This window comes from Nocardia sp. NPDC003963 (assembly GCF_053605105.1).
In genome coordinates this window covers 241933-266137 of record NZ_JBSGIP010000003.1, presented here as the reverse complement: position 1 = coordinate 266137, position 24205 = coordinate 241933, and the positions used below count along the sequence as shown (strand labels likewise).

The following is a 24205-nucleotide window of genomic DNA, read 5'->3' as shown; positions in this document are numbered from 1 at the left end:
GGGAGCGGGCCTCGATTCTTTCCGGCTGTCGATGGGCCGGCCGTATCTCCGGCTACTGGCGAACTGCTCTCGGCGAGAGCGACCTTCACCTAAGGTAACAGGTACCGGACAATACTGTCCGGTTGGGGTTGTGGTCATGCCGACTCCCGGAAGAAAAGAGTGAAACCTCTATGCGACACCTTCGAATCCCATCCGTGATGGCCTCGGCCACGCTCGCAGCGCTGGTCCTGACCGGGTGCGGTGCCGGTGACACCGACGGACAAGCACTACGCCACGGCGCCGCACCGACCATCACCGCCCAGCAGTTCATGCGGCTGAAACCGGCCCCGGCGAAGAACGGAATGACCCTGCTCGAGGGCCCGACATTCGACGAGGACGGCGGATTGATCGTCGTCGACGTCCCCGCGCCCGCCGGCGAGCCGAAAGTCGTGCGGGTCGATATCGAACAGAAGACCTCGCATTCGCTGTTCACCGACAACCGGGGCGCCTACACATCCGCTCAGTTCAGCCCGCACGACGGCCGGCTCTACCTGACCGACTTCGCCCACGGCGAGATCGTCTCGCTGGCTCCCGACGGCGCCGATCGCCGGACCTTCTTCACCGGCCCGGTCGACGGTGCCCGGATGCAGCCCGACGATATCGCCTTCGACCGGGACGGCAACCTCTACATCACCGACTCCCGGGGCCTCTCCGACGGCACCGCGAGCGGACGGGTCGTGCGAATCGACCGGTCCGGCACGAAGGCCACCGTCCTGGCCCACGACCTGGCCGCCCCGAACGGGATCTCGTTCGACCCGGACTATCGCGGGCTGTGGATCAGCGAGTTGATCGAGAACCGGATCTCCTACCTGCATCTCGGCGCGACAGGCGGAACCGGTCCCCGGCACACCGCCATCCGCGTCGACGGAGGTATCGCCCAGACCGACTCGATCGCCGTGGACGCGGCGGGCAATCTCTACCAGGCCCTGCACGGCCGGGCCGCGATGGCCGTGTACAGCCCGGACGGTGAAAGGCTCGCGACGGTGGAGTTACCCGCCGGCGCCGACGGCCTGGAATCGGCGACCAATGTGGCGATCACCCCGGGCGCAACCACGGCGTACCTGACCGTCAGCGGCCCCGCCGGCGGCTACCTGTACACATTCGAGGCGCTCGGGGCAGGCATCCGCCAGTCGAACGGCGGATGACGCCGCGCCGGTCACTCGTCGTCGAACGGCCGCACCGGTCCTACTGTGATACCGAGCAGCCCCCAGGCCGCCACCGCTCGGCGCTCACGCTCCTCGGGAGAGGGGCCGGTGGCGGCGCCGGACACCATGGAGATGGCCAGCATGAGGTCGTCCACGCTCAGTCGATGGTCGGCAGGTAGACACGCGCGCAGGGCGTTCTCGACCCGCTCGGACAGTCCCCGGGACCACGCACGCGTACCGGCGCTGTCGTTCATCCCGTCGGCGTGCAACAGGCCGATGAACGCGGCCGACTGCGTCTGATGCCAGGTCACCACCCCGAGAACCGCGGCGAGGGTCGTGCCGTCGACCGCGGCCGCTCCCTCGATCTCCCGTACGTTCTTCTCGAGGACCGCGGCCGCGATGGCCTCCCGATCGGGAAAATGCCGGTACAGCACGCCCTGCCCGACCCCCGCAAGCCGGGCTATCGCCGAGAGCGGGGCGTCCAGCCCCTGCACCGCGAAGATCTCTCGGGCCGCGGTGATCAGGGCCGCCCGGTTGTGCGCGGCAGCCTTCGGTCCGCGATTCGCAGGCCGCCGCTCTTCCGGAGCGGGCTGCTGGGTCGTCATCCCGACAGAGTATCGGTGGCCGGGCGGGACGAATACGCTCACCCGCTCGGTGTTGCTGCGCCGTGAAACGTTCGGACAGCGGCGTCGGCCGAGGGCAGGACAGCCCGGTGGACGAGGCGAGTGTTGTTGTCGGCGCTGTGTTGTCGGGTATGCCGCCACTCGCTGTCGGGGATGTGGGTGCGGTCGGTGGTCCGGGCGGAGACTCCCGGTGGGCGCCGATCGGACCGCCCGACGGAAGTGTTCCGGCGGTTCAGCTATCGGCACCGACGGGGGTGGCCGAGGACGCACGGTGGGATCGGAACCGGTCGATCACCGCTACGACGATCAGTGAAATCGCACCCCACACGGCGAATGTCGTCATATGTGTGCCGACCGTATCGGCATCGAAGTACAGGATGGAACGCGCGGATTCCACCGCTGCGGGCATCGGCAGCATATCGTGCAGGATCCGGAAGATCGCCGGTTCCATATAGATCGACAGGGCGCCGTTGGAGGCGGGAACTCCGAGGAACATCAGCACCGCGATCACCGGGAGTACGGCCAGCATGCCGAGTAGCCGCACGAAGATGGTGGTGAACAGGGCCGTACTGAATATCGCGACCGCGCCCACCCCGAGCAGCGGCAGGAAATGCCCGTGTACCGCGCCGACGAGCGGGCCCGCGATCAGCCATACGACCACCGACATGGCCAGGGACCAGCCGGCCAGGATCGGCAGGAGGGTGCGCAGGCCCATCACCATCGGTGCCGCTGTCGAGCCGACGATGATGATCAGGAAGCCGGCCATGATCCAGCCCATGGCCAGATACATACTCACCGAACCCATGGTGTCGGTATCGGCGAGGGCTGCGACGTTATCGGTCTCCAGCGGTATCTGCTGACCTGCCGCGACCTGTCCGAACACCGTCTGCACCACCTGCTGCTGGCTCGTCCCGGCGGCTTCGTTGGTGATGAGAGTGGCGTGCGGGGTCTGTGCCGAAGGCAGGACATAGGCGGCCGATACCGTGCGGTCGCGGACGAGGTCGCGGGCCTCGTCGCTGTCGGTGAGGGCGCGTAGGTCGAACAGGCCGGCCATGTTCCGGTCGAGGCCGTCTACTACCTGATCGGCTGTTTCGGGGGTGGCCGCGACGATCGCCACCGGCATTTCCTTCGGTGCGGGTTGATACATCGCGCCGAGCATGGTCGTCATCATCATGCCCACCATGGCCAGCGGGAAGAACGCCAGCAGGGCGTAGTGCACGCGGGTGCGTGGCCGCGGACCGGGGAGCAGGGATTCGACGGTACGCGCGGGTGGCGCGGCATCCGGGTTACGGCGCCGCTTGATCAGATCGATCGCGAGCGTGGCCAGTACCGCGATCCCGGCTCCGGCGGCGAGTACGGCCACGTGGCCTGCCAGCCCGTCGGCGCCGAAGAAGAGGGCCGAACGGAGTGCCTCGCCCGTGGCCGGGGCGGGCAAGAAGCCGTGCAGTACCGGGTACAGCGACGGCAGCGTGTACACCGACATGCCCATGTTGGAAGCCGGGACACCCAGCACCATCAGGAAGAGCATCCCCACCAGAACGGCCATCGGCCCGAAGATCCGGGTCAGGAACAACTGCACCGATCCCACCGCGAAAACCGCCAGCCAGCCGACGCCCAGTACGGCCGCCGTATGACCTTGGATTGCGCCGAGGATCGGGTCGGCGACCGTCCACACCAGTCCGGCCATGAGTGCCGCCCAGCCCGCGAGCAGCGGAATGAATCGCCGGAACCGCAACAGTTCCGGTGCCGAGGAGAGCATCAGGCTCAGCGGCATATACCCGGCGAGCATGAGCGCGGTGGTCATGAACATGGCCGCCAGCCCGGCGCTGTCGTGCTCCGGGAGTGGTGCGAGATCTTCGGTGCGCGGCGACAGGTCGTCGGCTATCACCTGAGCGGTCAGGACCTGGCCGATGCTGGATGCCTGGGAAGCGCCCGCGGCACCGGCGGTGTAGACGGTGGCGGTCCCGCCGGTGTCCGCCGGTAGCGAGACCGCGCCGCTGACCTCGCGCGAAAACACCAGTTCGCGGGCTTCGGCGTCGCTGCCGGCGATCCGCACCTCCACGGCGTCACCCTGATCGGCTTCCAGCGCGGTCGCGAACTCCGTCGCTGCCGGCCCGGCGACCGCGACCGGCATATCGTTCGGCGCGGGTGCGTGCATGGCGGCGAGATATCCGGTGATCATCATGGTGACCATCAGGAACGGGAAGATGAACATGCCGACGATGCGGCCGATCCTCTCCTTCTTCGCCCGTGCCTGCTCTTCCCGGTCCGCTTCGTCCAGTTCTGGCGCCACGGGCGGGCTGTCGGTTTCGGTCGGCGCAACGGTCACCGCGGTACTCCTTGCAGTGGGCAGATGCGAACCCGCGGGTTCGGCGAGGGATCGGGTTTCCGGCGGCGGGGCAGCATCATCGATTTCCCGGACCGTGTGCTCGGTACGAATTCAATTTACGCCATCTGACTTAAAATGGCCGAATCGCTGTGGTGTGAGACTGATCGCAACCGCATGAGAGCGGTATCGGGGGAGGATGGGAAGCTGCCGACGGGGCACGACAGAGGACGAGGAGAAACGTGGGACGGCGCGGTGATCTGGCCAGGCAGGCGCTCCTGGACTCCGCCGAGGAGCTCTTCGCGACCCACGGGATCGACTCGGTGTCCAGCCGGCGGATCGCCGAGCACGCGGGCCAGTCCAATCATTCGGCCGTCACCTATCACTTCGGCGGCCGCGACGAACTCCTGCGCGAGCTGGTGGACCGGTACCGCGAACCGGTGCGCCGGATCCGCGCCGACCTGATCGACCGGCTACCGGCCGATCCCGGCCTCACCGAATACCTGCAATGCCTCATCCTGCCGGTGACCGGCCATATCGGGTCGCTGCCCGCCCCGACCTGGCGAGCGAGGCTGCAACGGCAGCTGGCCACCACCCCGTCCACCGCCGCGATGCTGGCCGAATCCGCCCGGGTCGACGAGTTGTCCGACCGTGTGATCACGCATATCCACGAAATACTGTCGGCTGTTCCGCCCACCGTGCGCGCCGGTCGCGAGCGGATCGTGGGCCGCATGATCATCGATATCTGCGCCGAATACGAAACTCTGGTCGGTGCGGGATCGCAAACCGCCGAGTGGACGGCGCTCGGCTACTTCCTCACCGACGCTTGCGCGGGACTGCTCAGCGCCCCGGTGAGCCACCCGGGTTTCACCGGGCTGTAGCCGAAGCGGTACCCGGTGGTCCTACTGTCGGATCATGGGTATGCAAGCTGCGATTCTCCGGGTCTGCGCAGCCGCGGTGCTCCTGTCCGCCTGCGCGACGAGTTCGGTCGAGCCCGCCCCCGTACCTTCGGTGGCCGCCGCCCGCGTGGACAAAGTGCAGGGCGACCTCGACACGATGGTCCGCTCGGGTGCTGTCGGGGCCATCGCCACGCTCACCGAGAACGGCGCGACCACTGTCGTCACCTCCGGCCTCGCCGATATCGCCACAGGGACCCCGATCCCTGCCGATCCTCCCCAGTATGTCCGGGTCGGTAGCATCACCAAGGCTTTCACCGCCGCGATTGTGCTGCAGCTGGTCGCCGAGCACAGGATCGAGCTCGATCAGTCGATCGACACGTATCTGCCCGGTCTGCTCACCGGTGCCGGGGTGGACGGGCGCGCTGTCACCGTCCGCCAGATCCTGGGCCATCGAAGCGGACTGCCCGAACTGCCCGAATCCCCGGAGATGAACGAGTACGAGGCGGCACAGGATGGCCGCACCTACACCCCGGAACAGGTGATCGCGGCCGCGTTGCGGTATCCCGCGCAGTTCGCCCCCGGCACCCGGTTCGAGTACACCAACACGAACTATATCGTCGCCGGCATGCTGATCGAGGCGGTGACCGGACACCGGTATACCGACGAGCTGCGCGATCGCATTCTCGCTCCGCTGTCCCTGCGGGACACCTATCTGCCGGCCACCGGCGAAACCGGTCTGCGCGACCCGCATCCGGCCGGCTATGCCACCGTCGACGGTATCGTGACCGACGCGACGCGGCTGGAGCCGTCGCTGCCGTGGGCGGCCGGCGCGCTGGTCGGCACCGGCGCCGACCTGAACCGGTTCTTCCTCGCGCTGCCGGCCGGTGAGGTGGTACCGCAGGCTCAACTGCAGCAGATGCTCGACGGGGTCGATATGGGCCGCGGTAACGGGATGTCCTACGGGCTCGGCATCGCGTACACCCAACTACCTTGCGGCCTGCAATATATCGGCCACCTCGGTAATATCCACGGCTTTTCCGCCATCTCCGGCGCCACCGCGTCCGGGCTCGCGGTCACCTTCTCCTATACCGGAACACCCTCCACAGTGGATATCCGCACGTTGCTCACTCATGGACTGTGCGGGTGAACAACCCGGCCTGCTCATCCACCTCGCTCGGCCCGCGGCACCACGTTGCATGCTGTGCCCGGCCGAACGACTCCGCGAGACCCCGGCGGTCTGCGGGCCGGACTGAAGTTCCGGGTCGGGTGCGCCCGAGCGGGTCGATCCCGGAACGCCGATCGCAGGGCAGCGACCGGTGCCCACGAGTGTTGCCGGAACGGTCGACGAATCCCGGGCCGCGGTCGCCGGGTCCCGGTCAGGTCTTGTGGATGAGCTCCCGACCTGGCACCGCCGAGCCGGCCGATCCGACAGCGGCCCGGCGGGATCACGACCTGCGCCACCGATTGATTCGGTTCGGGGCCGTCCGGCGACCTCTTTGCTCCGCGGGGCCGGGAAACTCGTCGTATCGGGGCAGGTCCGGCCGGAGCCGGGTATCTTCGGCCGGATACCGGAGTCCGGGCCGGGACTGCCGGTCGGTGGAGATGGCTTCGGCCGGCGCGGGTTCGATCGTCGGCAGGAACACCGATGCCAAGACGAGACCGCCGAGCGCCATCGCCGACGAGACGAGCAGGGCGGCGCTCATGCCGTGGGCGAATGCGGTCCGGACGGAATCGAGCAGTTGCGGCGAGCCGGTCCGGTCGGCGAGCGATACACCCGCGAAGACGCTGTGTTCGACCTGCGCCACGACGGGCTCCGGTAGGCCGCCGAGCGCGAGTCGTTGCTGGTAGCCCGAGGACAGGACACTGCCCATGACGGCTGTCCCCAACGGGCCACCGGTTTTCTGCAGCGCCTGCATCACCGCGGAGCCCACTCCGCTGTGTTCGGCCGATAGTTCGCACAGGGCCGCGGACGCGGCGGTCGCCATCGACAACCCCAGCCCGGCCCCGGTGAGCGCCGTCCAAGCGGCGACGAAGGCGGTGCCGGAGTCGACGCCTGTGCGTGCGCCGATCATCGAACCAGCGGCGAGCAGGGCGAATCCGATTACCACGGTCGCCTTGATACCGATACGGCGGGCGATCCGGTCGGCCGGTAGTGCGCCCACTGTCAACCCGCCGACGAGCGGTAGCAGCCGCACCCCCGATCCCATGGCGTCGGTGCCCGCCACAGCCTGGAAGTACTGCGGTAGCGTGAAAAGAACTCCTACCATGGCCATGACGCCGACCGCGGTGAGAACGACGCCCCAGGTGAAAGAGGCGTTGCGGAACAGCGTCATATCGACCAGTGCCCGTTCGGGTCCGAGCAGATACTCCCAGAACAGGAATCCGACCAGCACCAGCACGCCCGCACCGATCCAGATCCAGGCCGAGACGGTGCTCCAACTGTGTTCACCGGCCACGATCAACCCGTAGGTCAGCGCCACGAGGCCGCCGACCGAGGACGCCATGCCCACCGGGTCCAGAGCCGGAACCCGCGGCGCCCGGGATTCGGGTATGAGCAGGGCGGTCGCGATCAGGCCGATCAGCACGACCGGCACATTGATCAGGAACACCCAGCCCCACCAGTAGTGGGTGAGTAGCCAGCCGCCGAGGATCGGGCCGATTCGGGAGCGCCAGAAAATTCGCCGCCGCCCAGATACCGACGGCTCTCGGCCGCTGTTGCCTGGTGAACAGGATGGTGATGGATGCCAATGCCATCACGATGATTCCGGCGCCCGCGATACCCATCAGCACCCGTGCCGCGATGAACTGCCCCGGGGTGGTCGAGTACGCGCAGGCGACGGAACCGAGCCCGAACAGGACCAGGGCGACCAGCATGGTGCGGCGATGGCCGAACCGGTCGCCCACGACCCCGGCGGGAAGCATCCCGGCGGCCAGCACCAGCAGATAGCCGGAGGAGAACCACTGCAGATCCGATTCCGACGCCTGCAGCGATGTGCTCAATGTCGGCAACGCCACGCTCAGGACGGTGCCGTCCAATCCCACGGCCAGCACTGCCAGCATCACCGCGGCCAGCGCCCACCATATGCGATCTCCGAGCCCAGGCATGGATACCTCCCGGTACAGCCCGTATCGGCGGTCGATTGCCGGTGTTCCTCCGTTATCCCACGAGCGACGCGGCCCGGGCAGAGCCGATGGACCCTTGCCGACGACAGAAGTAACTATCTGCGTCGTCGATGCCGCCTGGTACAGCAGTCCCGCTTCCATCGGGCGCGGAAAGGACAACTCGGGTGATCAGTCGTTCTCGTCGTCTCCGGCATCGATGCGCACTACCCCGTCGATAACGCCGAGAACCGCGCTCGCGTCCACCGTGCCGGGCCCACGCAGCCGCAGCGCGACCGTGACCAGCCGATCGGGCGGCAGGTGGCCGTCGAGGTCGGCGCGTTGAGCGAGCACCGCCATCGAATCGATCGCCCATCCGCGGCCGGTGCAGGTGCTGAGGACTTCACGGAGCACGCCGCGGCCGTCCTCGTAGGTGATGATGTACCCGCGCTCGGCGTTACCGCGTCGCGATATCCAGCGCCCCAGCGGGGTGTAGCCGAGCACGATCACGAAGTGCAGTCCGGTGACCAGCAGCGCCAGCCATACCAAGCCGGCGCCGGCTGTCATGCCGATCGCGGCGGTCTCCCATACCGAGGCTGCTGTGGTGAGCCCGTGAATGGCGCCCCGCCGAGTAATGATCAAGCCCGCGCCGAGAAAACCGATACCGGTGACGACCTGGGCCGCGATACGCGATGGGTCGAGGACAACGGTCCCCGGGGAGAGGACGTCGCCGAATCCGTACTTGCTGACGATCAGAAACAACGCCGAGGCCGTGCCGACGATGGCTTGTGTGCGCAAGCCCCCGCTCTTGCCCCGGAACTGCCGCTCCAATCCGATGACCGAGGACAGCGCGAAGGCCAGCAGGAGTTGCCCGATCTGGCCCACACCCTGCGCGTGGTTGCTCGACACCACCGCGACCGTTGTCATCGATTCCAATCGTGTCGCATCGGCAAGCCGTTGTCGACGACAGCGCGCGGCGCGGGAAGCCGGGCGTCACGGCGCGGGCCACCCGATATTCGGCGAATGGAATCCAGGTGGCGCCGGCACCGCCGGTTTCTGTCTCGGGCCCGATCGGGTTCCCGGTATCTCGCGTGGAGTCAGGTCACGATCCGCAACGGATGTTCGACCAGATCCGCGAGCTGGGCGAGGAACTGTGCGGCGCCGGAGCCGTCGATGGCTCGGTGGTCGGCGGATATCGTGACCCGCAGGACCTTCCGGCTCACCACCTGTCCGTCCACCATCCGCAGTTCGTCGGTGGCGGCACCGACGGCGAGAATCGCGGACTCCGGGGGGTTGATGACGGCGGTGAACTGTTCGATGCCGTACATGCCGAGGTTGGAGATGGTGAAGGTGCCGCCGGTCATCTCGTCGGTGCGCAGTTTGCGGTCACGCGCGCGTTCGGCCTTGTCCAGGGTCTCGGCCGCGATGGCGGAGATCGATTTGCGGTCGGCGTCGTGCACGACCGGGACCAGCAGTCCGGCGGGAGTGGTGACCGCGATACCCAGGTGGATGCCGCGATGCTGTCGCAGCACGGTCCCGGCGAAGGAGACGTTGATGCCCGGGTTCGTCCGCAATGTCAGCGCGACGGCTTTGACCAGCAGGTCGTTGACGCTGACCTTCCCTGTCCCCGCGGCGGCGAGGGTGTCGTTGACCTGAGCGCGGAAGGCGAACAGGTCGGTGACGTCGATGGCCCTGGTGAGATAGATATGCGGTGCCTGCTGTGTGCTTTCGGTCAGCCGCGCGGCCGACACCCGCTGAATACCGGTCAGCGGGATCTCGTCGTAGTCGCCGGACTCCGGCTCGGCCGCGGCAGCCACTGAGGTTTCGCCCACTGCGGTATTCCCGGCGGTGCCGGCCGCCGCCCGGTGCGCTGATTCGATATCGCGGCGGGTGATGCGCCCGCCTGGGCCGGTACCGGCGACCGCGGCGAGATCCACGCCGAGTTCGCGGGCAACTTTACGTGCGAGCGGGGAGGATTTCCGCCGCTCGCCGGTGTCGGCGGGCGTGAACTGCACGGTGTCGGCGGTCGGCGCGGGGTCCGGCCGCTCCGGGGCAGGTGTCGCGCGGGGTGCCGAGGCGGGGCCGTCGTCGTCTCGGGCGGCGCCGGCGCCGCTCCGTTCCTGCCCGGTAGGTGCGGCGCCGGCCGCGCTGCCGTCGCCGACGAGGGCGATCGGCTCGCCGATCGGTACCCGGGTGCCGGCCTCGGCGAGGATCTGTTCGAGGACACCGTCCTCGTAGGCTTCCAGTTCCATGAGTGCTTTGTCGGTTTCGATCTCGGCGACGATCTCACCGCGGGCGACGGGGTCGCCGACCTGTTTGAGCCAGGTGGCGACGACGCCGTCTTCCATGGTGTCCGACAGCCGGGGCATGACGATTTCGGGCATGTGTGTTCTCCGGGGTCAGCGGCGGGTGCCGACGGCGGCCAGGGTTTCCGTGGCCGCGGTGTAGAGGGAGCCGACCGAAGGCAGCGCGAGGGTCTCGAGCGGTTTGGCGTAGGGGAGTGGCACTTCGGCCATGGCCACCCGTCGGACCGGGGCGTCGAGATAGTCGAAGGCGCCGTCGGAGATCGAGGCCGCGAGTTCCGCGCCGATACCGTAGGTGAGCCAGTCGTCCTCGCCGATCACGGCGCAGCCGGTTTTGCGGACCGAGGCGATCAGCGTGTCCCGATCGAGGGGGCGCAGGCTCCGCAGGTCGATGACTTCGGCCGATATCCCCTCGGCCGCGAGCTTTTCCGCGACCGCCGTGCAGACCGTGGCCATACGGGAGTAGCCGATCAGGGTGATATCGGTACCGGGGCGGGTGACCGCCGCTCGCCCGATCTCCACCGGGGGAACGGATTCCGGTACTTCGCCTCGGGTGTTGTACAGCGCCAGATTCTCCAGGAACAGCACCGGGTCGTCGTCCTCGACGGCGGCCTTGAGCAGCGCGCGGGCATCGGCGGGGGTGCTGGGGGCGACGACTTTGAGGCCGGGGACGAAGGCGTAGTAGAGCTCGATGTTCTGCGAGTGGGTCGCGCCGAGTTGCTGTCCGCCGCCGCCGGGGGTACGGATGACCATCGGCACGCTGGTCTGCCCGCCGAACATGCCGTAGATCTTGGCGGCGTGGTTGACGATCTGGTCCAGTGCCAGCAGGGAGAAATTGATCGTCATGATCTCGACGATCGGGCGCAGCCCGAGCATGGCGGCGCCGATCGCGGCACCGACGAAACCCTCTTCGGCGATGGGGGTATCGCGTACGCGTTTGGGGCCGAACTCGTCGAGCAGTCCGGCGGTGATCTTGTAGGAGCCCTCGAAGATACCGATCTCTTCGCCGAGCAGGAGAATATCGTCGTCGCGCCGCATCTCCTCGCGCAGGGTTTCGCGCAGGGCTTCGCGGTAGGTCATGATTGCCACGGGTGCAGTCCTCAGTGGGTGAACAGGGGGTCGGCGGGCAGGCGACGGGAATCGCCGGGTACCGGGGTGGCGTAGTTGTAGTCGAACAGACTCGACGGATCGGGATGCGGGCCGGCCGCGGCGAAGTCGACGGCGGCCCGGACACCGGCGGCAACGGATTCCTCGATCGCGGCCGCGGACTCCTCGGTGAGCACGCCGGCCTGCCGCAGTGCCGCGTGCCAGCGAGCGACCGGATCGTTGTCCCGGGCCTCCGATACCACTTCATTGCTGCGGTATTTGGCGGGGTCGACCACGGAGTGGCCTTTGAGTCGGTAGCTGACGGCCTCGAGTAGCGCCGGCCTGCTGTCGCGGCGGGCGATCTCGATGAGTTCGCGGGCGGTATCGCGTACCGCCAGAACATCGGTGCCGTCGACACGTTCGCCGCGGATGCGATAGGAGTCGGCGCGTTTCCACAGATCGGGTTCGGCGGAGGACTTCTCCACCGTGGTGCCCATCCCGGTCTGGTTGTTGACGATCAGGAACACGATCGGCAGATTCCACAATGCGGCGATATTGAGGGATTCGTGGAATGCGCCGATATTGGTGGTGCCCTCGCCCATCTGGCACACGACCACATCGTCGTCACCGCGGTAGTCGATGGCCAGGGCCGCGCCGAGGGCCAGCGGGATCTGGCCGCCCACGATGGCGTAGCCGCCGAGCAGCCGGGTCGCGGTGTCGTACAGGTGCATCGAGCCGCCCCAGCCCTTGGAGACGCCGGTGGAGCGGCCGTAGAGTTCGGCCATGACGCGGCCGGGTTCGATCCCTTTGACCAGGGCGTAGCCGTGTTCGCGATAGTTGGTGAACAGATAGTCGGTGGGTCGCATGGCCGCGCCCAGGCCGACGACGGTGGCCTCCTCTCCCAGGTTGAGGTGGCAGTAGCCGCCGATCTCGGCCTGCTGGTAGCTCTGCGAGGTGCGTTCTTCGAAGCGGCGCACGAACAGCATCTGACGGTAGAGATCCCGGAGCGTTTCGCGATCCTCCGCGGCGATACGGGCGTCGATGGAACCGCTGGTCTCCGTCACGTTCTCGCGGGGTGCGGGTGCGGTCTTCGGCTTCTTCACGGTGGTGCGGGGCGCTTTGCGTGGTGGCCGGGCGGTGGTTTCGGCGGTCATGAGGAGACTCCTCGACGGGTGCGGGGCGGTGCGATGTGGACGGGTAGGCCGAGTCCGGCCAGGGCCGCTTCCATGCCGACCTCGCCGAAGGTGGGGTGGGCGTGGATCGTGTGGGCGAGTTCGTCGAGGGTTGCCTCGAGCGTGATCGCCAGTGCGCCTTCGGTGATCAGATCGCTGGCCGAGGGGCCGATGATGTGTACGCCGAGGACTTCGTGGTGCCGGGCGCCGGCCACGATTTTCAGGAAGCCTTCGGTATCGCCGACCGAGCGTGCCCGCCCCAGCGCGGCGAACGGGAATTTGGCGATGACCACCTCGTGACCTGCGGCGCGGGCGGCGTCCTCGGTGAGGCCCACACTCGCGATCTCCGGATGGGTGAAGGTCGCGGCGGGGATGGCGGTGTAGTCGATGCGGATATCGTGACCCGCGATGACATCGGCCGCCGTCAGACCCTGATGGGAGGCGACGTGGGCCAGTAGCGCTTCACCCGTGACATCGCCGATGGCGAACACGTGCTCGACACCGGTCCGCAGCCGGTCGTCGACGGGGACGAACCCGCGCGCGTCGGTGGCGACTCCCGCGGCGTCCAGGCCGAGTGCGGCGGTGTTGGGGCGGCGGCCGACGCCGACGAGCACGATATCGGCGTCGAGTACGCGTGGGTCTGTTCCGTCGACGCTCACCCGCAGCCCGTCCTCGGACTGCTCGATTCCGGTGACCGTCGAGCCCGTCAGGACGGTGATCCCGCGACCGGTGAAGGACCGCCCGAGCGCAGCGCCGAGCTCGGCATCCTCGGCCGGTACCAGGCGATCCTGCATTTCGACGACGGTCACCGCGGTACCGAAGGTGGCGAAGAGGCCGGCCCATTCCGCGCCGACCGCGCTACCACCGATCACGACCAGTCGTTCGGGTATCTCGGTGAGACCGAACGCGCCGTCGGAGGTGATGACGCCGGGTAGGCCGGCGCCGGGTATCGGGAGCAGCGCCGGCACCGAGCCGGTCGCGATGATCACATCGGTGGCCTCCACCGTGCGGATCGCAAGATCGGTCGGCGCGGCGGCGTAGCGGGGACCACCGTCGAAGACCTGGGAAGGGCCCGCCTGGAACACCTCGACGGTGGTCGGGCCGGTGAAGCGGGCGTGGCCTTCGATGACGGTCACGCCGTTGGCCCGCAACAGGCCGGCCACACCGCCGGTGAGATCGTCGACGATGCCGTTCTTACGTTCACGCACCGCGGCGAAGTCCACCTGCACGTTCTCGGTGGTGATTCCGAAACTCGCCGCATCGGCGACGATCCGGAAGACCTCCGCGGAACGCAGCATCGCCTTGGTGGGGATACAGCCCCAGTTCAGGCATACGCCACCGGGGCGCTCCTTCTCCACCAGCGCGACGCGAAGACCGCGCTGCGCCGCGCGGATCGCGGCGACATAGCCGCCCGGCCCCCCACCGACGACCAAGAGATCGAATTGTGGCACTTGTGGTGCTCCTCGTCCTGAATGCGTGACCCGGCCACCGGTTTGTGGTGTGGGTCAGGATTTGGAGTCTGCTGGGTGGCGAGATGGCGGACAATTCTCCTCGCGCCCAGAAATCGAGCCCGCTGATTGGGCGCAGCGCCCAATCCAGGTCGGTCCTCGGCCGGCGCCGGCCGCTCAGCCGGCGCGGGTCTCGACGAGCGTGTGCGCGAGGAGCGCCAGGGAAAGCTCCAGGTGGAAGCGCTGCCCGTCCAGCGGTCGCCCGATCAGTGCCGCGGTCCGTTGGAGCCGGTTGATCACGGTATTGCGGTGGCAGTGCAGCAGCGGTGCCGCATGGGCGGCCGAGCAGTCCTGGGCCAGCCACACCCGCAACGTCGTGAGCAGTAGGTCGCGTTCTTTGGCCGGTAGTTCGAGTATCGGGCCGAGGAGCCGGCCCACCAGCAAGTGCGCCAGGTCGGGCGAGCGCAGCAGCAGGGCTTCGGGATAGCGGTCGTGCAGCGAGACCACGACACCGCGGGTGTCTTCGGGGACTGTGTCGAGCGCCAGGGCGGCGAGCGTATGGGCGATATCGACTTCGGCGATTCCGGCAACCGCGGGTGAGAGTGCGGCTCGTCCGCGGACGAGGGGCTCCAGGACGGTGACCAGGTGCGTCGGTGCGTGATGTTCGAGGGCGATGATGCCGACGGTGTAATCACCGTGGTCGTGCCAGACAGAGCGATATCCGTCGGCTGCCAGTGCGGTTTCGGTGCCCAGTCGGAGCGGGTAGGCGTCGCCGCGGGCAGCGACCACGAGATAAGGGCCGGTGACCGGAATGTTCAATTCCCGCGACGCGCGCTGGGCGAATCGTGCGTCGCGGCCGCGTCCGGCGAGCACGTCCTCGATCAACGCGTGGCGGCGGCGTTCGTCGAGCCGGACTCGGTCGAGCTCCGCGCCGCGGTAGGAGGTGACCAGCGCCGAGGACATTCCGTCGATGACTGCCCACATCGCCGTACCCATTTCCCGGAGGTCCGCCGCCGAGATCGCGCCGGCCCGGTCCAGCAGCGCCTCCCAGACGATCCGGCCGCCCAGCCGGAAGGTTCGTAGCATCGCCTCCAACGGCACGCCCTGTACCGCCCGGTGTGCGCCGATCGCCGCGGCGACATCGTCGTGTTCGGCGTCGCTCTCCTTTTCACCGACGAGGTCCAGCACCCGGGTCAGGAACCGCCGGCAGCCGTCGTGCAGGTCTGCGCGGGCCACCGCCGAGTAGTCGGTCCACTCCGGATTGTCGGTGAAGATCGCGGCGATGAGCCGCTCGGTCAGCGCAGGGATGTTCCCGCGACAGGCCGCCACCAATTCCGCGGAGCTCGTCACGGACCCGGAATGATCGGAGTCGGCCACGTCGGCCACAGTACGTCGAGGGGCCACCATCGCCGCACGCCACCGGCCCGCCCGGGCGATATTCACGGCAACTGCAGCACGGTGCGGTGTGCGAGTGTGGGGGTTCGGAGTCAGTTCCCCCTCTGGACACTCTTGCTGCACTCGAGCCCCGAACACCGTATCCGTGCCTCGCCAGGACACGGGTTCCTTCAACGCTTCGGCGGGCAAGGGGCGTCCGGACGCGCGGATGCGCCGGGACCACGCTGGTTCGATCGGCCGATTGCGCCGTCACTGATCGGTGGATATCGGCGTCGCCGCCGGACCGGAGAAGTTCGTGTCGACGAAATACTGACCTCACCACCTCGGTGGCGATTCACAGAAGAGCATGCCGCGCCCTCTCCGTGCCCGAGAAGATCACCAGAACTCTGGATCTGCCGACCACACAACGCGGTCCGCTGCGACGTCGAACCCGAGCACCGGGTGCGTACCGTCACCGCTTCCTACGATGTCGGACTTCGTCGACAAGTGACGCCGGAATTCATTGGCACAACCAACCATGCCGGCTGTGGGCTGTGCCTGTCTCGATGCGCGAGGCTGCGGCCGACCGCGAGGGTGCCGCGGACGGCACAGGGTAGCTGTCTGATAGGGGTGGACGAAGTCGGTTGCCGGACGGCCGAATCCGTGGAACCGATTCGGTGCCACCCCCGTCAAAGGTATCGGGGGGCCAGGAGCTGGCCTTCGACCAGGACCGATCGGTACGGGGAATCGAAATGACCAGTTGGAAGATCCGGATGGGGATCAATGCAGTGACCGGCGCCGCCATTGTCGCCACGAGTCTGGGTGCGGTTGCGGTGCAGGCGGGCTCGGCGGCCGCGTCGGGCGCGGGCGAGGGGAACGGAAGTTGCCTGGCGACTCAGTCGTTCGACATGGGCAACCACAACCTATTCGTCTGCGTCGCCGGAACCAGGGAGGAGTGCACCGCCTGGGTGACGAATATGGCCGCCGCGGTGGGCGGTCGCGCGGTCGACGGGACGTGCGCGCACGTCGAACAGGGCCAGGGCGGCTGGGCCCATCCGGCAGGTTTCTACGGTTCCGTCCAGCGCAGCAAGTAGAACGGGAGCCGCATGCTGCGCCGCCGGGCAGCGACGGCGCACCGCGCGGCAGTGCGGGGCCGGTGCGTTTCGGCCGGTCGCTGCGGCCGGTCTGGTGGCTCGATGACGCCCATATGAACGCGCGGCGATCGGTCCGACCGAACCAGCGGCGCCACGCCTTCATAGCGGGTAGCTATTATGGTGGTGATGCTGGGAACGGAGGTGACGATGCTGATTCGCACGTGGATCCGCTGGCTGCTCCTGCACGGCCTGTCCCGGTTCTATCTGCGGTGGGCGGCGCGCCGGGGAGATCCTCTCGCACAGATCATCTTCGGCCAGGATCGTTTGCTCGGCGCGTCCCCGTTCATCGAGGAGATCCGGCGGCGGGGCCGTCTGCCCAAACTGTCGGGAGCTTATGTCACCGCGGACTACGAACTGTGCCGTCTCATTCTCCGAGACAAACGCTTCGGCGTCCTCACCCCCGACCATCCCGTCATTCCGAAGCCGATCCGCTGGATACTGGCCGAAACGGATCAGGGACTTCCCGACCTCACGGAACCGCCCTCGATGCTGGCGACCGATCCGCCGGAACACACCCGGTACCGACGTCTGGTGGGGCACGCGTTCAGCCCGGAAGCGATCCGCAGGTTGGAGCAGCGGGCCGTCGAAGTAACCGACGAACTGCTCGATCGCCTGGAATCGACGCCGCGACCGGACCTGATCGACGACTTCGCCGCACAGGTACCCGTCGCGATCATCGCCGATATTCTCGGATTCCCCGCCGATATGCACCCGACCATGCTGAAGTGGGGTTTCGGCAGCGCGCCCCTGGTCGACCGGGCTCTGCCCTGGACCACGTATCGGCACGCCGTCGAAGAGCTGACCGAGGTGAAGAAGTACTTCGACCGGCGTATCGACGAGCTCACCGCCGAACCGGCCGATGACCTGCTCACAGTGCTGGTGACCAGCGGCGAACTCGACCGCCGCGAGCAGATGGCGAACGCGGCCCTGCTGCTGGACGCCGGATTCCTGACAACGGTGAACATGCTGGGCAACGGAATCGCACTGCTGACAAGCCATCCCGATCAGCTGGCACTGCTGAGGGCGGAGCCGGATCTGTGGCCGGACGCGATCGAGGAAATCCTGCGGTACGACTGTCCCGTGCGGATGACCGGCCGGATCGCCAACCGCGATGTCGACATCCTCGATCAGCACATCGAACGGAATTCCCTGGTTCTGCTGTCCTTGGCGGGCGCGAACTACGATCCCGGCGTGTTCCCCGATCCCGGACAGTTCGACGTGACCAGAACCAACGCCGCGGATCACCTCGCGTTCAGCACCGGGATACACGGCTGTCTGGGATTCCGGCTGGCCCGTATGGAAGGCGTCATCGCGCTGCGGACCCTCTTCGAGCGATACCCGGATCTGCGTCTGGACGGACCGCCGACCCCGCGCCACCTCGTGAACCTGCATGCCTATCACTCCATGCCCGCCGAACTCACTGCCGGCTGACCGCGCACGCGCACGCGCTGCGCGGCACTCTCATCCGGCACTGCCGAGCCGGGCCACCGCGTCATCGGTGAGCCACCGGGCCTCACCCTCGCTCATCGCATTCGCCGCGTACCCGACGCTGAGGTCGAGGCCGCCGAGTTGCCGAACAGCGATCACGAACAGTGACGGACCGAGCAGGTCGAGCGAAACGATCCTGGTGACATCCTCGAGCGTATAGGCGCCGTAGTCGGTCCGAAGGCCGGACTCGGCCACCGTGGTGACAGCGAGTCCGTCGATACGCCGGTGGTGCCGGATCGTCGGGCCGGCTTCGTGCCGGTACACCTCCCATCCGGGGAACTTCATGATCGAGGCGGACTCGTGGTCCTTGGCCAGCGCGGCGATCAGCTTGAACGAGGCGTCACGGGCGGTTGCCCAGAAGTCGTCGGTGATCGGGTGCTCGGTCCGAAGGATGTCGACGTAGCAGCCGTAGGTGTCCGGCGGCAGCGCGAGTCCACTGAGGCGGCGGAGGTCCACGGTGGTCAACACGGTCATGGCGTCGAGCCGGTACCGCGCGCGCACCGCGAGCAGGAATGCTGCCGTTACCGCACCGTGAAGCGTCGTTCGGTGGGCTCTGACGGCGCCCTCCAGCGTTGCCGTTGTTCCTGGTTCGAGGTGACGTGTCAGTACCCACGTTTCCTTTTTCGGGTCGGGGACCTGCTGTGCGGGTAGCCGGATGGCCGGCGTATAGGTGGTCTTCCCGCCGGTTCGAGCGCGATGGGGCGGGCCGGCTTCGATCGGTGGGGGCAGGCCGGTGCGGACCGGCGGTTTCTTCTCCGTCGCGGCCGGATCCGCGAGGAATTCGAGAAGTTCGCGAACGAGTATGTTGGCGGATCGGGCGTCGAGCGTCGCATGGTCGGCGCAGATGACGAGGTGATTGCTCACGGCGTCCGGCAACTGCCGCACCAGCGTTATCCGTACGCGCGGATGGTTGCCCTTCCGGATGGGTGTGTGGATACCGGAGGCGAGAACCTTCCGCCAGGCGTCCGGGTCGGTGTCGTCGAGTACCTCGAAGGGGATCGCCGTGGTGCCCTCGGTGTCGAACCAGGGCAGGCGATGGGCGAACGGCGGCTGGCGATGCCAGATGATCTTGCCGTAACGGATATGGGTGCGCAGGATCGGGTGCTGGGTCTGCAGCCAGGCGAGTGCGCGTTCCACCAGCGCGGGATCGAGGCGGCCGCGTATGTGCAACACCTGCGCGGCGATCAACCCGCCCCGGGTGTGCAAATGGTTGAGCAGTTGTTCCTTTTCGCCCAGCGGGCGTGTTTCACCCAAGCCGCCCTCCCATCTTTTCGGGATTTCGGGTCGCGATTAAATTGGCTGGTATGCCGACCACACAAGGGGCGTAGCCGATGAACGATATCGAACAACCGATAATCGAGTATATCTCCGCAATGGTGGCCGAAATGGGCGGATTTCCCGTCCATCGCGATACCCCACTGCTCGAGGCCGGGTTGCTGGACTCCATCAGTCTGGTGAAACTGGTGCAGTTTCTCGAGGAGAGATTCAAGATCAGCATTCCGGATACGGAGATACGGGCGGAACTGTTCGAATCGCCCGCGGAAATAGCGGCGTATGTCACGCAGCGAGCGGCTCAGCCTGCCTGAGTCTCTACCAGCCGCGCGCGCAGCACCTTGCCGGCCGGGCTGCGCGGTAGCGCGTCGACGAACGCGATCTCGGCGGGCACCTTCTGAATCGAGAGCCTCTCCCGGGTGAAGCGGATCAACGCATCGGCCGACACTTCCGCCTCTTTGACGACGAACGCGATCAGCCGATTACCCATCCGCGGGTCCGGGAGACCCGCCACTGCGGCTTCGGCGACGGCAGGCGAGCTCATGAGCGTCTCTTCCACCTCGATGGGGTCGATCTTGTAGCCGGATACCTCGATCAGCAGTTTGCTGCGGCCACGGAGGAAGATGCGGCCTTCCTCGTCGAGTGACGCGAGATCGCCGGTCCGGAACCAGCCCTCGTCGAACGCCGCGGCGTTGGCCACGGTATCGCCGAGATAGCCCCGCATGAGCGAGGACGATCGGATTTCCATCTCCCCGACGGACGGGCCGAATTCGGTATCGAAGGCAGCGATGCGGACCCGCGCGTCGCCCGCCGGCCTGCCCACCGAGTCCCAGCTCGAGTCGGGATCGGGGGAGTCGTTGTGTGAGAACATGCTCGCCTCGGTGGATCCGTAATCCTGGCGAAGCGTGATACCGAGGCGTTGGCGAACCGCTTCGAAGACCGGTCGCTTCAGGGCGGCGCCGCCCGAGAATGCCAGGCGCAGAACTAGATCGAAACTACCGCTCTGCCCGGCGACGATTTCGTACATCGCCGGAACGGCACCCATGACGGTGACATGCTCGCCGACCATGGTGTCGAGCAGCTTCCCGCGTGAGAGCGCCAGCGGCATGGGATCGCTCCAGTAGAGCGTCGTCGCTCCGCCGGCGACTGCCTGCGTCGCGCCGAGCAGGAAGCCCATCGCGAAGTTGCCCGGCAGCATATCGAGGACGATATCGTCGGGCTGCAGGTCCCAGGCGGTGCTGGCCCGTTCACTGTCGGCGACGAGTTCGGCATGTGTGTGCGGCACCACCTTGGGCGAGCCGGTGGAGCCGGACGAGAAAAGGTAGAGCGCCGGAGTTCCGCCCGGCAGTTCCGGCAGCCGAGTGGTGGCACTTCCTTCGGGCAGGGCATCGGTCAGGAACAAGGGAAGGCCGGGGGCCGCGTCGGCGATCAGCAACTCGGCGGCATCGGCGAGGCCGGGAGTCGAGACGACGGCCGCGGGTCCGGTCCGTCCCGCGAGCGTGGCGCGCTCGGATCGCGTGGCTGTCTCGCTCAGCGGCATCGCGATGGCGCCGATGGCGAAGAGCGCGTGGGCGGTGACAAAGAGATCGGGCGAGTTCGGAATCAGCAGCGCGACGGGGGCGCCGGCCTCGATGCCGCGTTCCATGAAGCCGGCGGCGAGTCGGCCGATCCGCTCGACGAGCGCGGCGTAGGGCGTGAACGCGTCGCCCTGCCGCAGGCCGCTGGTGATCGGTGCTTTCGCGGTCAGCGTGAGCAGATTGTCGTAGATCATCTCTACTCCGCGGGGTCGCCCCCTCCACCCGTAACGATAGGAGTGACGCACAGCACCTACAAGGCGTCGGCCATCGCGCCCGTCCGGCGAGGGGACGCTTCGGCCTCGCCGGCGCCGATCTCCACGCCGGTGGTCGTATACGATCCGGTCCCCGGCGGGTGATGCCGAGTCGGACGGCAGCGGACCCGTCACCGCCCTCGGTACCGGAGCGCCGGCCGAGATCGATTGTCCGGCAAGGGTATCGCGAGTTCTCCCCGTCGGGCAGCCCGCCACCACCGCTGTCCCGAGTCCACGCCACCCCGGACTCTGCGCACGGCGGGCACCTGGGTGAGCAGGTGTAGCTGATATCGCCACGGCACCTGTGGCCCGTGCCGAGCCGCCATCGCGTAGGCGAACTGTACGGCGCTACGGTCGAGATAACGGTCGGCGTGTTCGAACCAGGTCATGCTGGTACGGGCGGCGGCCTGGATCGGGCGCAGCGCGGCGCGCCGCTGCGTATCGTAGTTCTCCAGCGCGTCGGCGATCTCGGCGCGTTCGTACAGGTTCTGTGCGAGCGCGACGGCGTCGACGATCGCCAACCGGGTACCCGAACCTATGGTGAAATGCGTCGTGTGCGCGGCATCGCCGAGCAACACGACGTTGTCGTGATACCAGGTCTTGTTGGTCACCTCGGGAAAGCGGCTCCATTTCGCGAACTCGCCTCGTGTCTTGCTGATCAACGAGTGACCGTCGAGCACGCGCGTGAAGATGTTCTCCAGAACGCGCAAGTTCTCCGGGGGGTCGAGGGAGTCGAATCCCAGTCCGTGCCAGGTATGCGGTTGGCACTCGACGATGCAGGTGCTGATCTTCCCGGCAACCGACGGGTAGGCATGAAACCAGATCCAGCCGGCGGAGGTGTGTTCGAAGGCGAAGGTGAATCGGGTGAAGACCTCGTCGGTGCCGAGCCAGATATATCGATTCTCGCCGAGTGTTACGGACGTGCCGAAACTATGATCACCCAGCTGCCGTACCCGGCTGTTCGCGCCGTCGGAGGCGACGATGAGATCGGTGTCGTCGAATCCGGACAGATCGTGGACCTCGCGCTCGTGCCGGACGTCCACGCCCAGATCGCTCGCCCGCCGGGAGAGGACGTCGAGTAATGCCGCGCGCCCCATGCTGAATCCGTAACCCCCGAAATAGGCAATCCGATCGTCGCCCAGATGGATTGTCTGTTCACGCCACAGGACCGATCCGGCACGCACCGCCCGAGCGCTCTCCGGATCGTTTCGATACAGGATGTCGAGCAGGTCGTCCCAATACACGACCCCCCAGCCATAGGTGGCCCCGGCCGGATCGCGGTCGATCACCGTGATGTCATGGGCCGGGTCCCGACGCTTCATCGAGATAGCGAAGTACAACCCGGCCGGCCCGCCACCGACGCAGACGATCTTCATCTTGTCACCAGCTCCAGCCCGGCTGGTCGAACCTCACCTCATATGATCGATACTCGGATGCGCCCGAGCCCTGCACGCTGTGCACGTCCGGGCACGGCCACCGGAGCTAGAAGCTACCCCAACCGCCCCAGCCGGATGGGTTCCACCAATTCCAGCCGCCGCCGTTGCCCCAGCCGCCGCCGTTGCCCCAGCCGCCGCCGTTGCCCCAGCCCCAGCCGCCCCCGTTGCCCCAGCCGTCGCCGCGACCCCAGCCGCCGCCGTTGCCCCAGCCGTCGCCGCGACCCCAGCCGCCGCCGTTGCCCCAGCCGCCGCCGTTACCCCCACCGGGCTTGTCGACGCGTTGGCTGGTGGACGTGGGCGCCGTTGCGTGCGCGGTAGACGCTTGCGATGCGGCTGCGGCAATCGGAACCGCGGCAATCGCGGCTATACCGGCGGCGGCCGCCAAACGGGTGAACTTCGTGTGTGAATTCTTTCTCGTCATGATGGGCTCCAGTTACTGTCCCGACCCGCTTGAATTCTACGCGCCGAACTATGGAAGGCACCGCGTTCACTCATCTAGAATTCGCCGAATTCCTGCCATGGCCCCGGATCCGACAATGCCCGCGTACTCCGCGGTGGAGGGAGCCGACGGCGAAGATCGCGAGAGATGCAGTCCGGGTTCCTCGCACCGCCGTTATTCGCAAGCGGGCGAAGAGAACCCGGGACGATATCGCAGCAATCGATCGCGGCCGCGCCACCGACCGCACCGAGACGGCCACCCGGTGGTGTGAGCGACCTCGGTCAGGTCATGGGATCATCAGGTCAATTTCTCCTCCCTGCCCGATGGCGCTCATGCCGGGAGTCCCTGCGCGGGCGCGCTCCTGAAGGCGTGCACGCTGCTCGGTCACTTCGCTGCGGGCCGGCCCGCCCGGGCACCGAACGACCTCACCACCCGCGGCGGGGTGGACAAGGCGACCGTGTATCGCCTGATGCCTACCCTGATCCGGGCAGAGGGTGGATCGCGCCGGAGGAGATGCCCGGCGGATCACGACCGATCTGCCCGCGATCACCGACCGGGCCGTCGCCGATGTGGACGAGTTCGTCGAACACCTCGACCGATCGAGGAAGCCGGCTCCTCGCTGAGCGACTCCGGGCATTTGCCCGGAGTCGCCACGGTGGCGGCGCCGATGCTCGGGCGGGACGGATCGGTGGTTGCGCTCGTCGGCGTGGGCGGCCGGTCGAGGAGTTCGACGGTGACGCGCTGACCACCGAGATCCACCGGATGCGCGACGCCGGAGCGCGGATCACCAGGATCGCGCGAGCGCTACCGAGGCGTTGGCGTGCTCCGGCGCCGGTCGCGATCTTCCTGAAATCCGGCACCGGAAAAATTTGATGTTTTCGTATGCTCGATGAAATCCAAATGTTGGCCGAGTATGTGCCGGATGATCGAGTGCGATCCGCACGCGCGTACGCTGCAGTGGGGTATCCGGAAAACTCCGGTATGTCGCATTCCTCGGTCGGAAAACGATGAGAATAACCGGGCCGAATTTATGAAAATGCTACGCCAACCGGAAGTTTGATGCTATCGATCTCC

At 67.4% G+C, this 24205-nt stretch carries 21 protein-coding genes; 7 read left to right on the top strand and 14 right to left on the bottom strand.

Annotated elements, in window-relative coordinates:
* Positions 1 to 197: 197 nt before the first annotated feature.
* Entirely contained in the window at positions 198 to 1184 is a 987-nt protein-coding gene (locus ACWEWT_RS11820) for an SMP-30/gluconolactonase/LRE family protein (protein WP_452558379.1), read from the top strand.
* An 11-nt stretch (positions 1185 to 1195) separates the two neighbouring features.
* Here ACWEWT_RS11820 and ACWEWT_RS11815 read toward each other — a convergent pair whose 3' ends face one another.
* The gene (locus tag ACWEWT_RS11815) at positions 1196 to 1789 is read right to left on the bottom strand and encodes a TetR/AcrR family transcriptional regulator (RefSeq protein ID WP_452558310.1); all 594 of its coding nucleotides are present in this window, start codon (positions 1787 to 1789) and stop codon (positions 1196 to 1198) included.
* Positions 1790 to 2039: 250 nt separating this feature from the next.
* Positions 2040 to 4136, bottom strand: a complete 2097-nt coding sequence (locus ACWEWT_RS11810; protein ID WP_452558309.1) for an ABC transporter permease — start codon at positions 4134 to 4136, stop codon at positions 2040 to 2042.
* Positions 4137 to 4375: 239 nt separating this feature from the next.
* Between ACWEWT_RS11810 and ACWEWT_RS11805 the strand changes: the two genes are divergently transcribed.
* Together ACWEWT_RS11805 and ACWEWT_RS11800 are read left to right on the top strand one after the other, a co-directional pair.
* Complete coding sequence (locus ACWEWT_RS11805; RefSeq protein WP_452558308.1) at positions 4376 to 5014, top strand: TetR/AcrR family transcriptional regulator; 639 nt, start codon at positions 4376 to 4378, stop codon at positions 5012 to 5014.
* Between the two features lie 34 nt (positions 5015 to 5048).
* Positions 5049 to 6179: a serine hydrolase domain-containing protein gene (locus ACWEWT_RS11800; protein ID WP_452558307.1), complete on the top strand. Its 1131-nt coding sequence runs from the start codon at positions 5049 to 5051 to the stop codon at positions 6177 to 6179.
* A 298-nt stretch (positions 6180 to 6477) separates the two neighbouring features.
* Here ACWEWT_RS11800 and ACWEWT_RS11795 read toward each other — a convergent pair whose 3' ends face one another.
* The 8 genes from ACWEWT_RS11795 to ACWEWT_RS11760 form a co-directional block, all read right to left on the bottom strand.
* Positions 6478 to 7536 carry an MFS transporter gene (locus tag ACWEWT_RS11795; RefSeq protein WP_452558378.1) on the bottom strand — a complete coding sequence of 353 codons (1059 nt, stop codon included), beginning with the start codon at positions 7534 to 7536 and terminating at the stop codon, positions 6478 to 6480.
* Positions 7478 to 8137 carry an MFS transporter gene (locus ACWEWT_RS11790; protein WP_452558306.1) on the bottom strand — a complete coding sequence of 220 codons (660 nt, stop codon included), beginning with the start codon at positions 8135 to 8137 and terminating at the stop codon, positions 7478 to 7480. Before ACWEWT_RS11790 ends, ACWEWT_RS11795 begins: the two co-directional genes overlap by 59 nt.
* Before the next feature lie 186 nt (positions 8138 to 8323).
* Positions 8324 to 9058, bottom strand: a complete 735-nt coding sequence (locus ACWEWT_RS11785; protein ID WP_452558305.1) for an MgtC/SapB family protein — start codon at positions 9056 to 9058, stop codon at positions 8324 to 8326.
* A 170-nt stretch (positions 9059 to 9228) separates the two neighbouring features.
* Positions 9229 to 10515: a dihydrolipoamide acetyltransferase family protein gene (locus tag ACWEWT_RS11780; protein ID WP_452558304.1), complete on the bottom strand. Its 1287-nt coding sequence runs from the start codon at positions 10513 to 10515 to the stop codon at positions 9229 to 9231.
* 15 nt (positions 10516 to 10530) lie between these two features.
* Entirely contained in the window at positions 10531 to 11514 is a 984-nt protein-coding gene (locus ACWEWT_RS11775; protein WP_452558377.1) for an alpha-ketoacid dehydrogenase subunit beta, read from the bottom strand.
* 20 nt (positions 11515 to 11534) lie between these two features.
* Positions 11535 to 12674: a pyruvate dehydrogenase (acetyl-transferring) E1 component subunit alpha gene (gene pdhA, locus ACWEWT_RS11770; RefSeq protein WP_452558303.1), complete on the bottom strand. Its 1140-nt coding sequence runs from the start codon at positions 12672 to 12674 to the stop codon at positions 11535 to 11537.
* Positions 12671 to 14143, bottom strand: a complete 1473-nt coding sequence (lpdA, locus tag ACWEWT_RS11765) for a dihydrolipoyl dehydrogenase (protein ID WP_452558302.1) — start codon at positions 14141 to 14143, stop codon at positions 12671 to 12673. Before lpdA ends, pdhA begins: the two co-directional genes overlap by 4 nt.
* 174 nt (positions 14144 to 14317) lie before the next feature.
* A complete protein-coding gene (locus ACWEWT_RS11760; RefSeq protein ID WP_452558301.1) occupies positions 14318 to 15517 on the bottom strand; it encodes a PucR family transcriptional regulator in 1200 nt (399 codons plus the stop codon).
* Between the two features lie 749 nt (positions 15518 to 16266).
* On the opposite strand from ACWEWT_RS11760, the gene ACWEWT_RS11755 reads away from it, so the two are divergent.
* Both ACWEWT_RS11755 and ACWEWT_RS11750 read left to right on the top strand, forming a co-directional pair.
* Entirely contained in the window at positions 16267 to 16608 is a 342-nt protein-coding gene (locus ACWEWT_RS11755; protein ID WP_452558300.1) for a hypothetical protein, read from the top strand.
* A gap of 207 nt (positions 16609 to 16815) precedes the next feature.
* Complete coding sequence (locus tag ACWEWT_RS11750; protein ID WP_452558299.1) at positions 16816 to 18099, top strand: cytochrome P450; 1284 nt, start codon at positions 16816 to 16818, stop codon at positions 18097 to 18099.
* Between the two features lie 30 nt (positions 18100 to 18129).
* On the opposite strand, the gene ACWEWT_RS11745 is transcribed toward ACWEWT_RS11750, so the two are convergent.
* Positions 18130 to 19410 carry a phthiocerol/phthiodiolone dimycocerosyl transferase family protein gene (locus tag ACWEWT_RS11745; protein WP_452558298.1) on the bottom strand — a complete coding sequence of 427 codons (1281 nt, stop codon included), beginning with the start codon at positions 19408 to 19410 and terminating at the stop codon, positions 18130 to 18132.
* Positions 19411 to 19487: 77 nt separating this feature from the next.
* Between ACWEWT_RS11745 and ACWEWT_RS11740 the strand changes: the two genes are divergently transcribed.
* Positions 19488 to 19742 (top strand): acyl carrier protein, encoded by a 255-nt coding sequence (locus tag ACWEWT_RS11740; protein WP_452558297.1) that lies wholly within the window; start codon positions 19488 to 19490, stop codon positions 19740 to 19742.
* Here the strand turns inward: ACWEWT_RS11740 and ACWEWT_RS11735 are convergent.
* From ACWEWT_RS11735 to ACWEWT_RS11725, 3 genes are all read right to left on the bottom strand, one after another.
* Positions 19730 to 21199: a class I adenylate-forming enzyme family protein gene (locus ACWEWT_RS11735; RefSeq protein ID WP_452558296.1), complete on the bottom strand. Its 1470-nt coding sequence runs from the start codon at positions 21197 to 21199 to the stop codon at positions 19730 to 19732. The genes ACWEWT_RS11740 and ACWEWT_RS11735 overlap by 13 nt on opposite strands.
* Before the next feature lie 188 nt (positions 21200 to 21387).
* Positions 21388 to 22632, bottom strand: a complete 1245-nt coding sequence (locus ACWEWT_RS11730; RefSeq protein WP_452558295.1) for an FAD-dependent monooxygenase — start codon at positions 22630 to 22632, stop codon at positions 21388 to 21390.
* A gap of 106 nt (positions 22633 to 22738) precedes the next feature.
* Positions 22739 to 23113, bottom strand: a complete 375-nt coding sequence (locus tag ACWEWT_RS11725) for a hypothetical protein (RefSeq protein ID WP_452558294.1) — start codon at positions 23111 to 23113, stop codon at positions 22739 to 22741.
* Between the two features lie 334 nt (positions 23114 to 23447).
* On the opposite strand from ACWEWT_RS11725, the gene ACWEWT_RS11720 reads away from it, so the two are divergent.
* Positions 23448 to 23876, top strand: a complete 429-nt coding sequence (locus ACWEWT_RS11720) for a helix-turn-helix domain-containing protein (protein ID WP_452558376.1) — start codon at positions 23448 to 23450, stop codon at positions 23874 to 23876.
* Positions 23877 to 24205 lie beyond the last annotated feature (329 nt).

Excerpts from the sequence above, each read along its gene's own strand:
- ACWEWT_RS11735 (WP_452558296.1), bottom strand. The coding sequence starts at position 21,199 with ATGATCTACGACAATCTGCTCACGCTGACCGCGAAAGCACCGATCACC.
- ACWEWT_RS11725 (WP_452558294.1), bottom strand. The coding sequence starts at position 23,113 with ATGACGAGAAAGAATTCACACACGAAGTTCACCCGTTTGGCGGCCGCC.
- ACWEWT_RS11800 (WP_452558307.1), top strand. The coding sequence starts at position 5,049 with ATGGGTATGCAAGCTGCGATTCTCCGGGTCTGCGCAGCCGCGGTGCTC.
- ACWEWT_RS11750 (WP_452558299.1), top strand. The coding sequence starts at position 16,816 with ATGCTGATTCGCACGTGGATCCGCTGGCTGCTCCTGCACGGCCTGTCC.
- ACWEWT_RS11785 (WP_452558305.1), bottom strand. The coding sequence starts at position 9,058 with ATGACAACGGTCGCGGTGGTGTCGAGCAACCACGCGCAGGGTGTGGGC.
- ACWEWT_RS11820 (WP_452558379.1), top strand. The coding sequence starts at position 198 with ATGGCCTCGGCCACGCTCGCAGCGCTGGTCCTGACCGGGTGCGGTGCC.
- ACWEWT_RS11730 (WP_452558295.1), bottom strand. The coding sequence starts at position 22,632 with ATGAAGATCGTCTGCGTCGGTGGCGGGCCGGCCGGGTTGTACTTCGCT.
- ACWEWT_RS11790 (WP_452558306.1), bottom strand. The coding sequence starts at position 8,137 with ATGCCTGGGCTCGGAGATCGCATATGGTGGGCGCTGGCCGCGGTGATG.
- pdhA (WP_452558303.1), bottom strand. The coding sequence starts at position 12,674 with ATGACCGCCGAAACCACCGCCCGGCCACCACGCAAAGCGCCCCGCACC.
- ACWEWT_RS11780 (WP_452558304.1), bottom strand. The coding sequence starts at position 10,515 with ATGCCCGAAATCGTCATGCCCCGGCTGTCGGACACCATGGAAGACGGC.
- ACWEWT_RS11740 (WP_452558297.1), top strand. The coding sequence starts at position 19,488 with ATGAACGATATCGAACAACCGATAATCGAGTATATCTCCGCAATGGTG.
- ACWEWT_RS11795 (WP_452558378.1), bottom strand. The coding sequence starts at position 7,536 with ATGGCGTCCTCGGTCGGCGGCCTCGTGGCGCTGACCTACGGGTTGATC.
- ACWEWT_RS11775 (WP_452558377.1), bottom strand. The coding sequence starts at position 11,514 with ATGACCTACCGCGAAGCCCTGCGCGAAACCCTGCGCGAGGAGATGCGG.
- ACWEWT_RS11815 (WP_452558310.1), bottom strand. The coding sequence starts at position 1,789 with ATGACGACCCAGCAGCCCGCTCCGGAAGAGCGGCGGCCTGCGAATCGC.
- ACWEWT_RS11755 (WP_452558300.1), top strand. The coding sequence starts at position 16,267 with ATGACCAGTTGGAAGATCCGGATGGGGATCAATGCAGTGACCGGCGCC.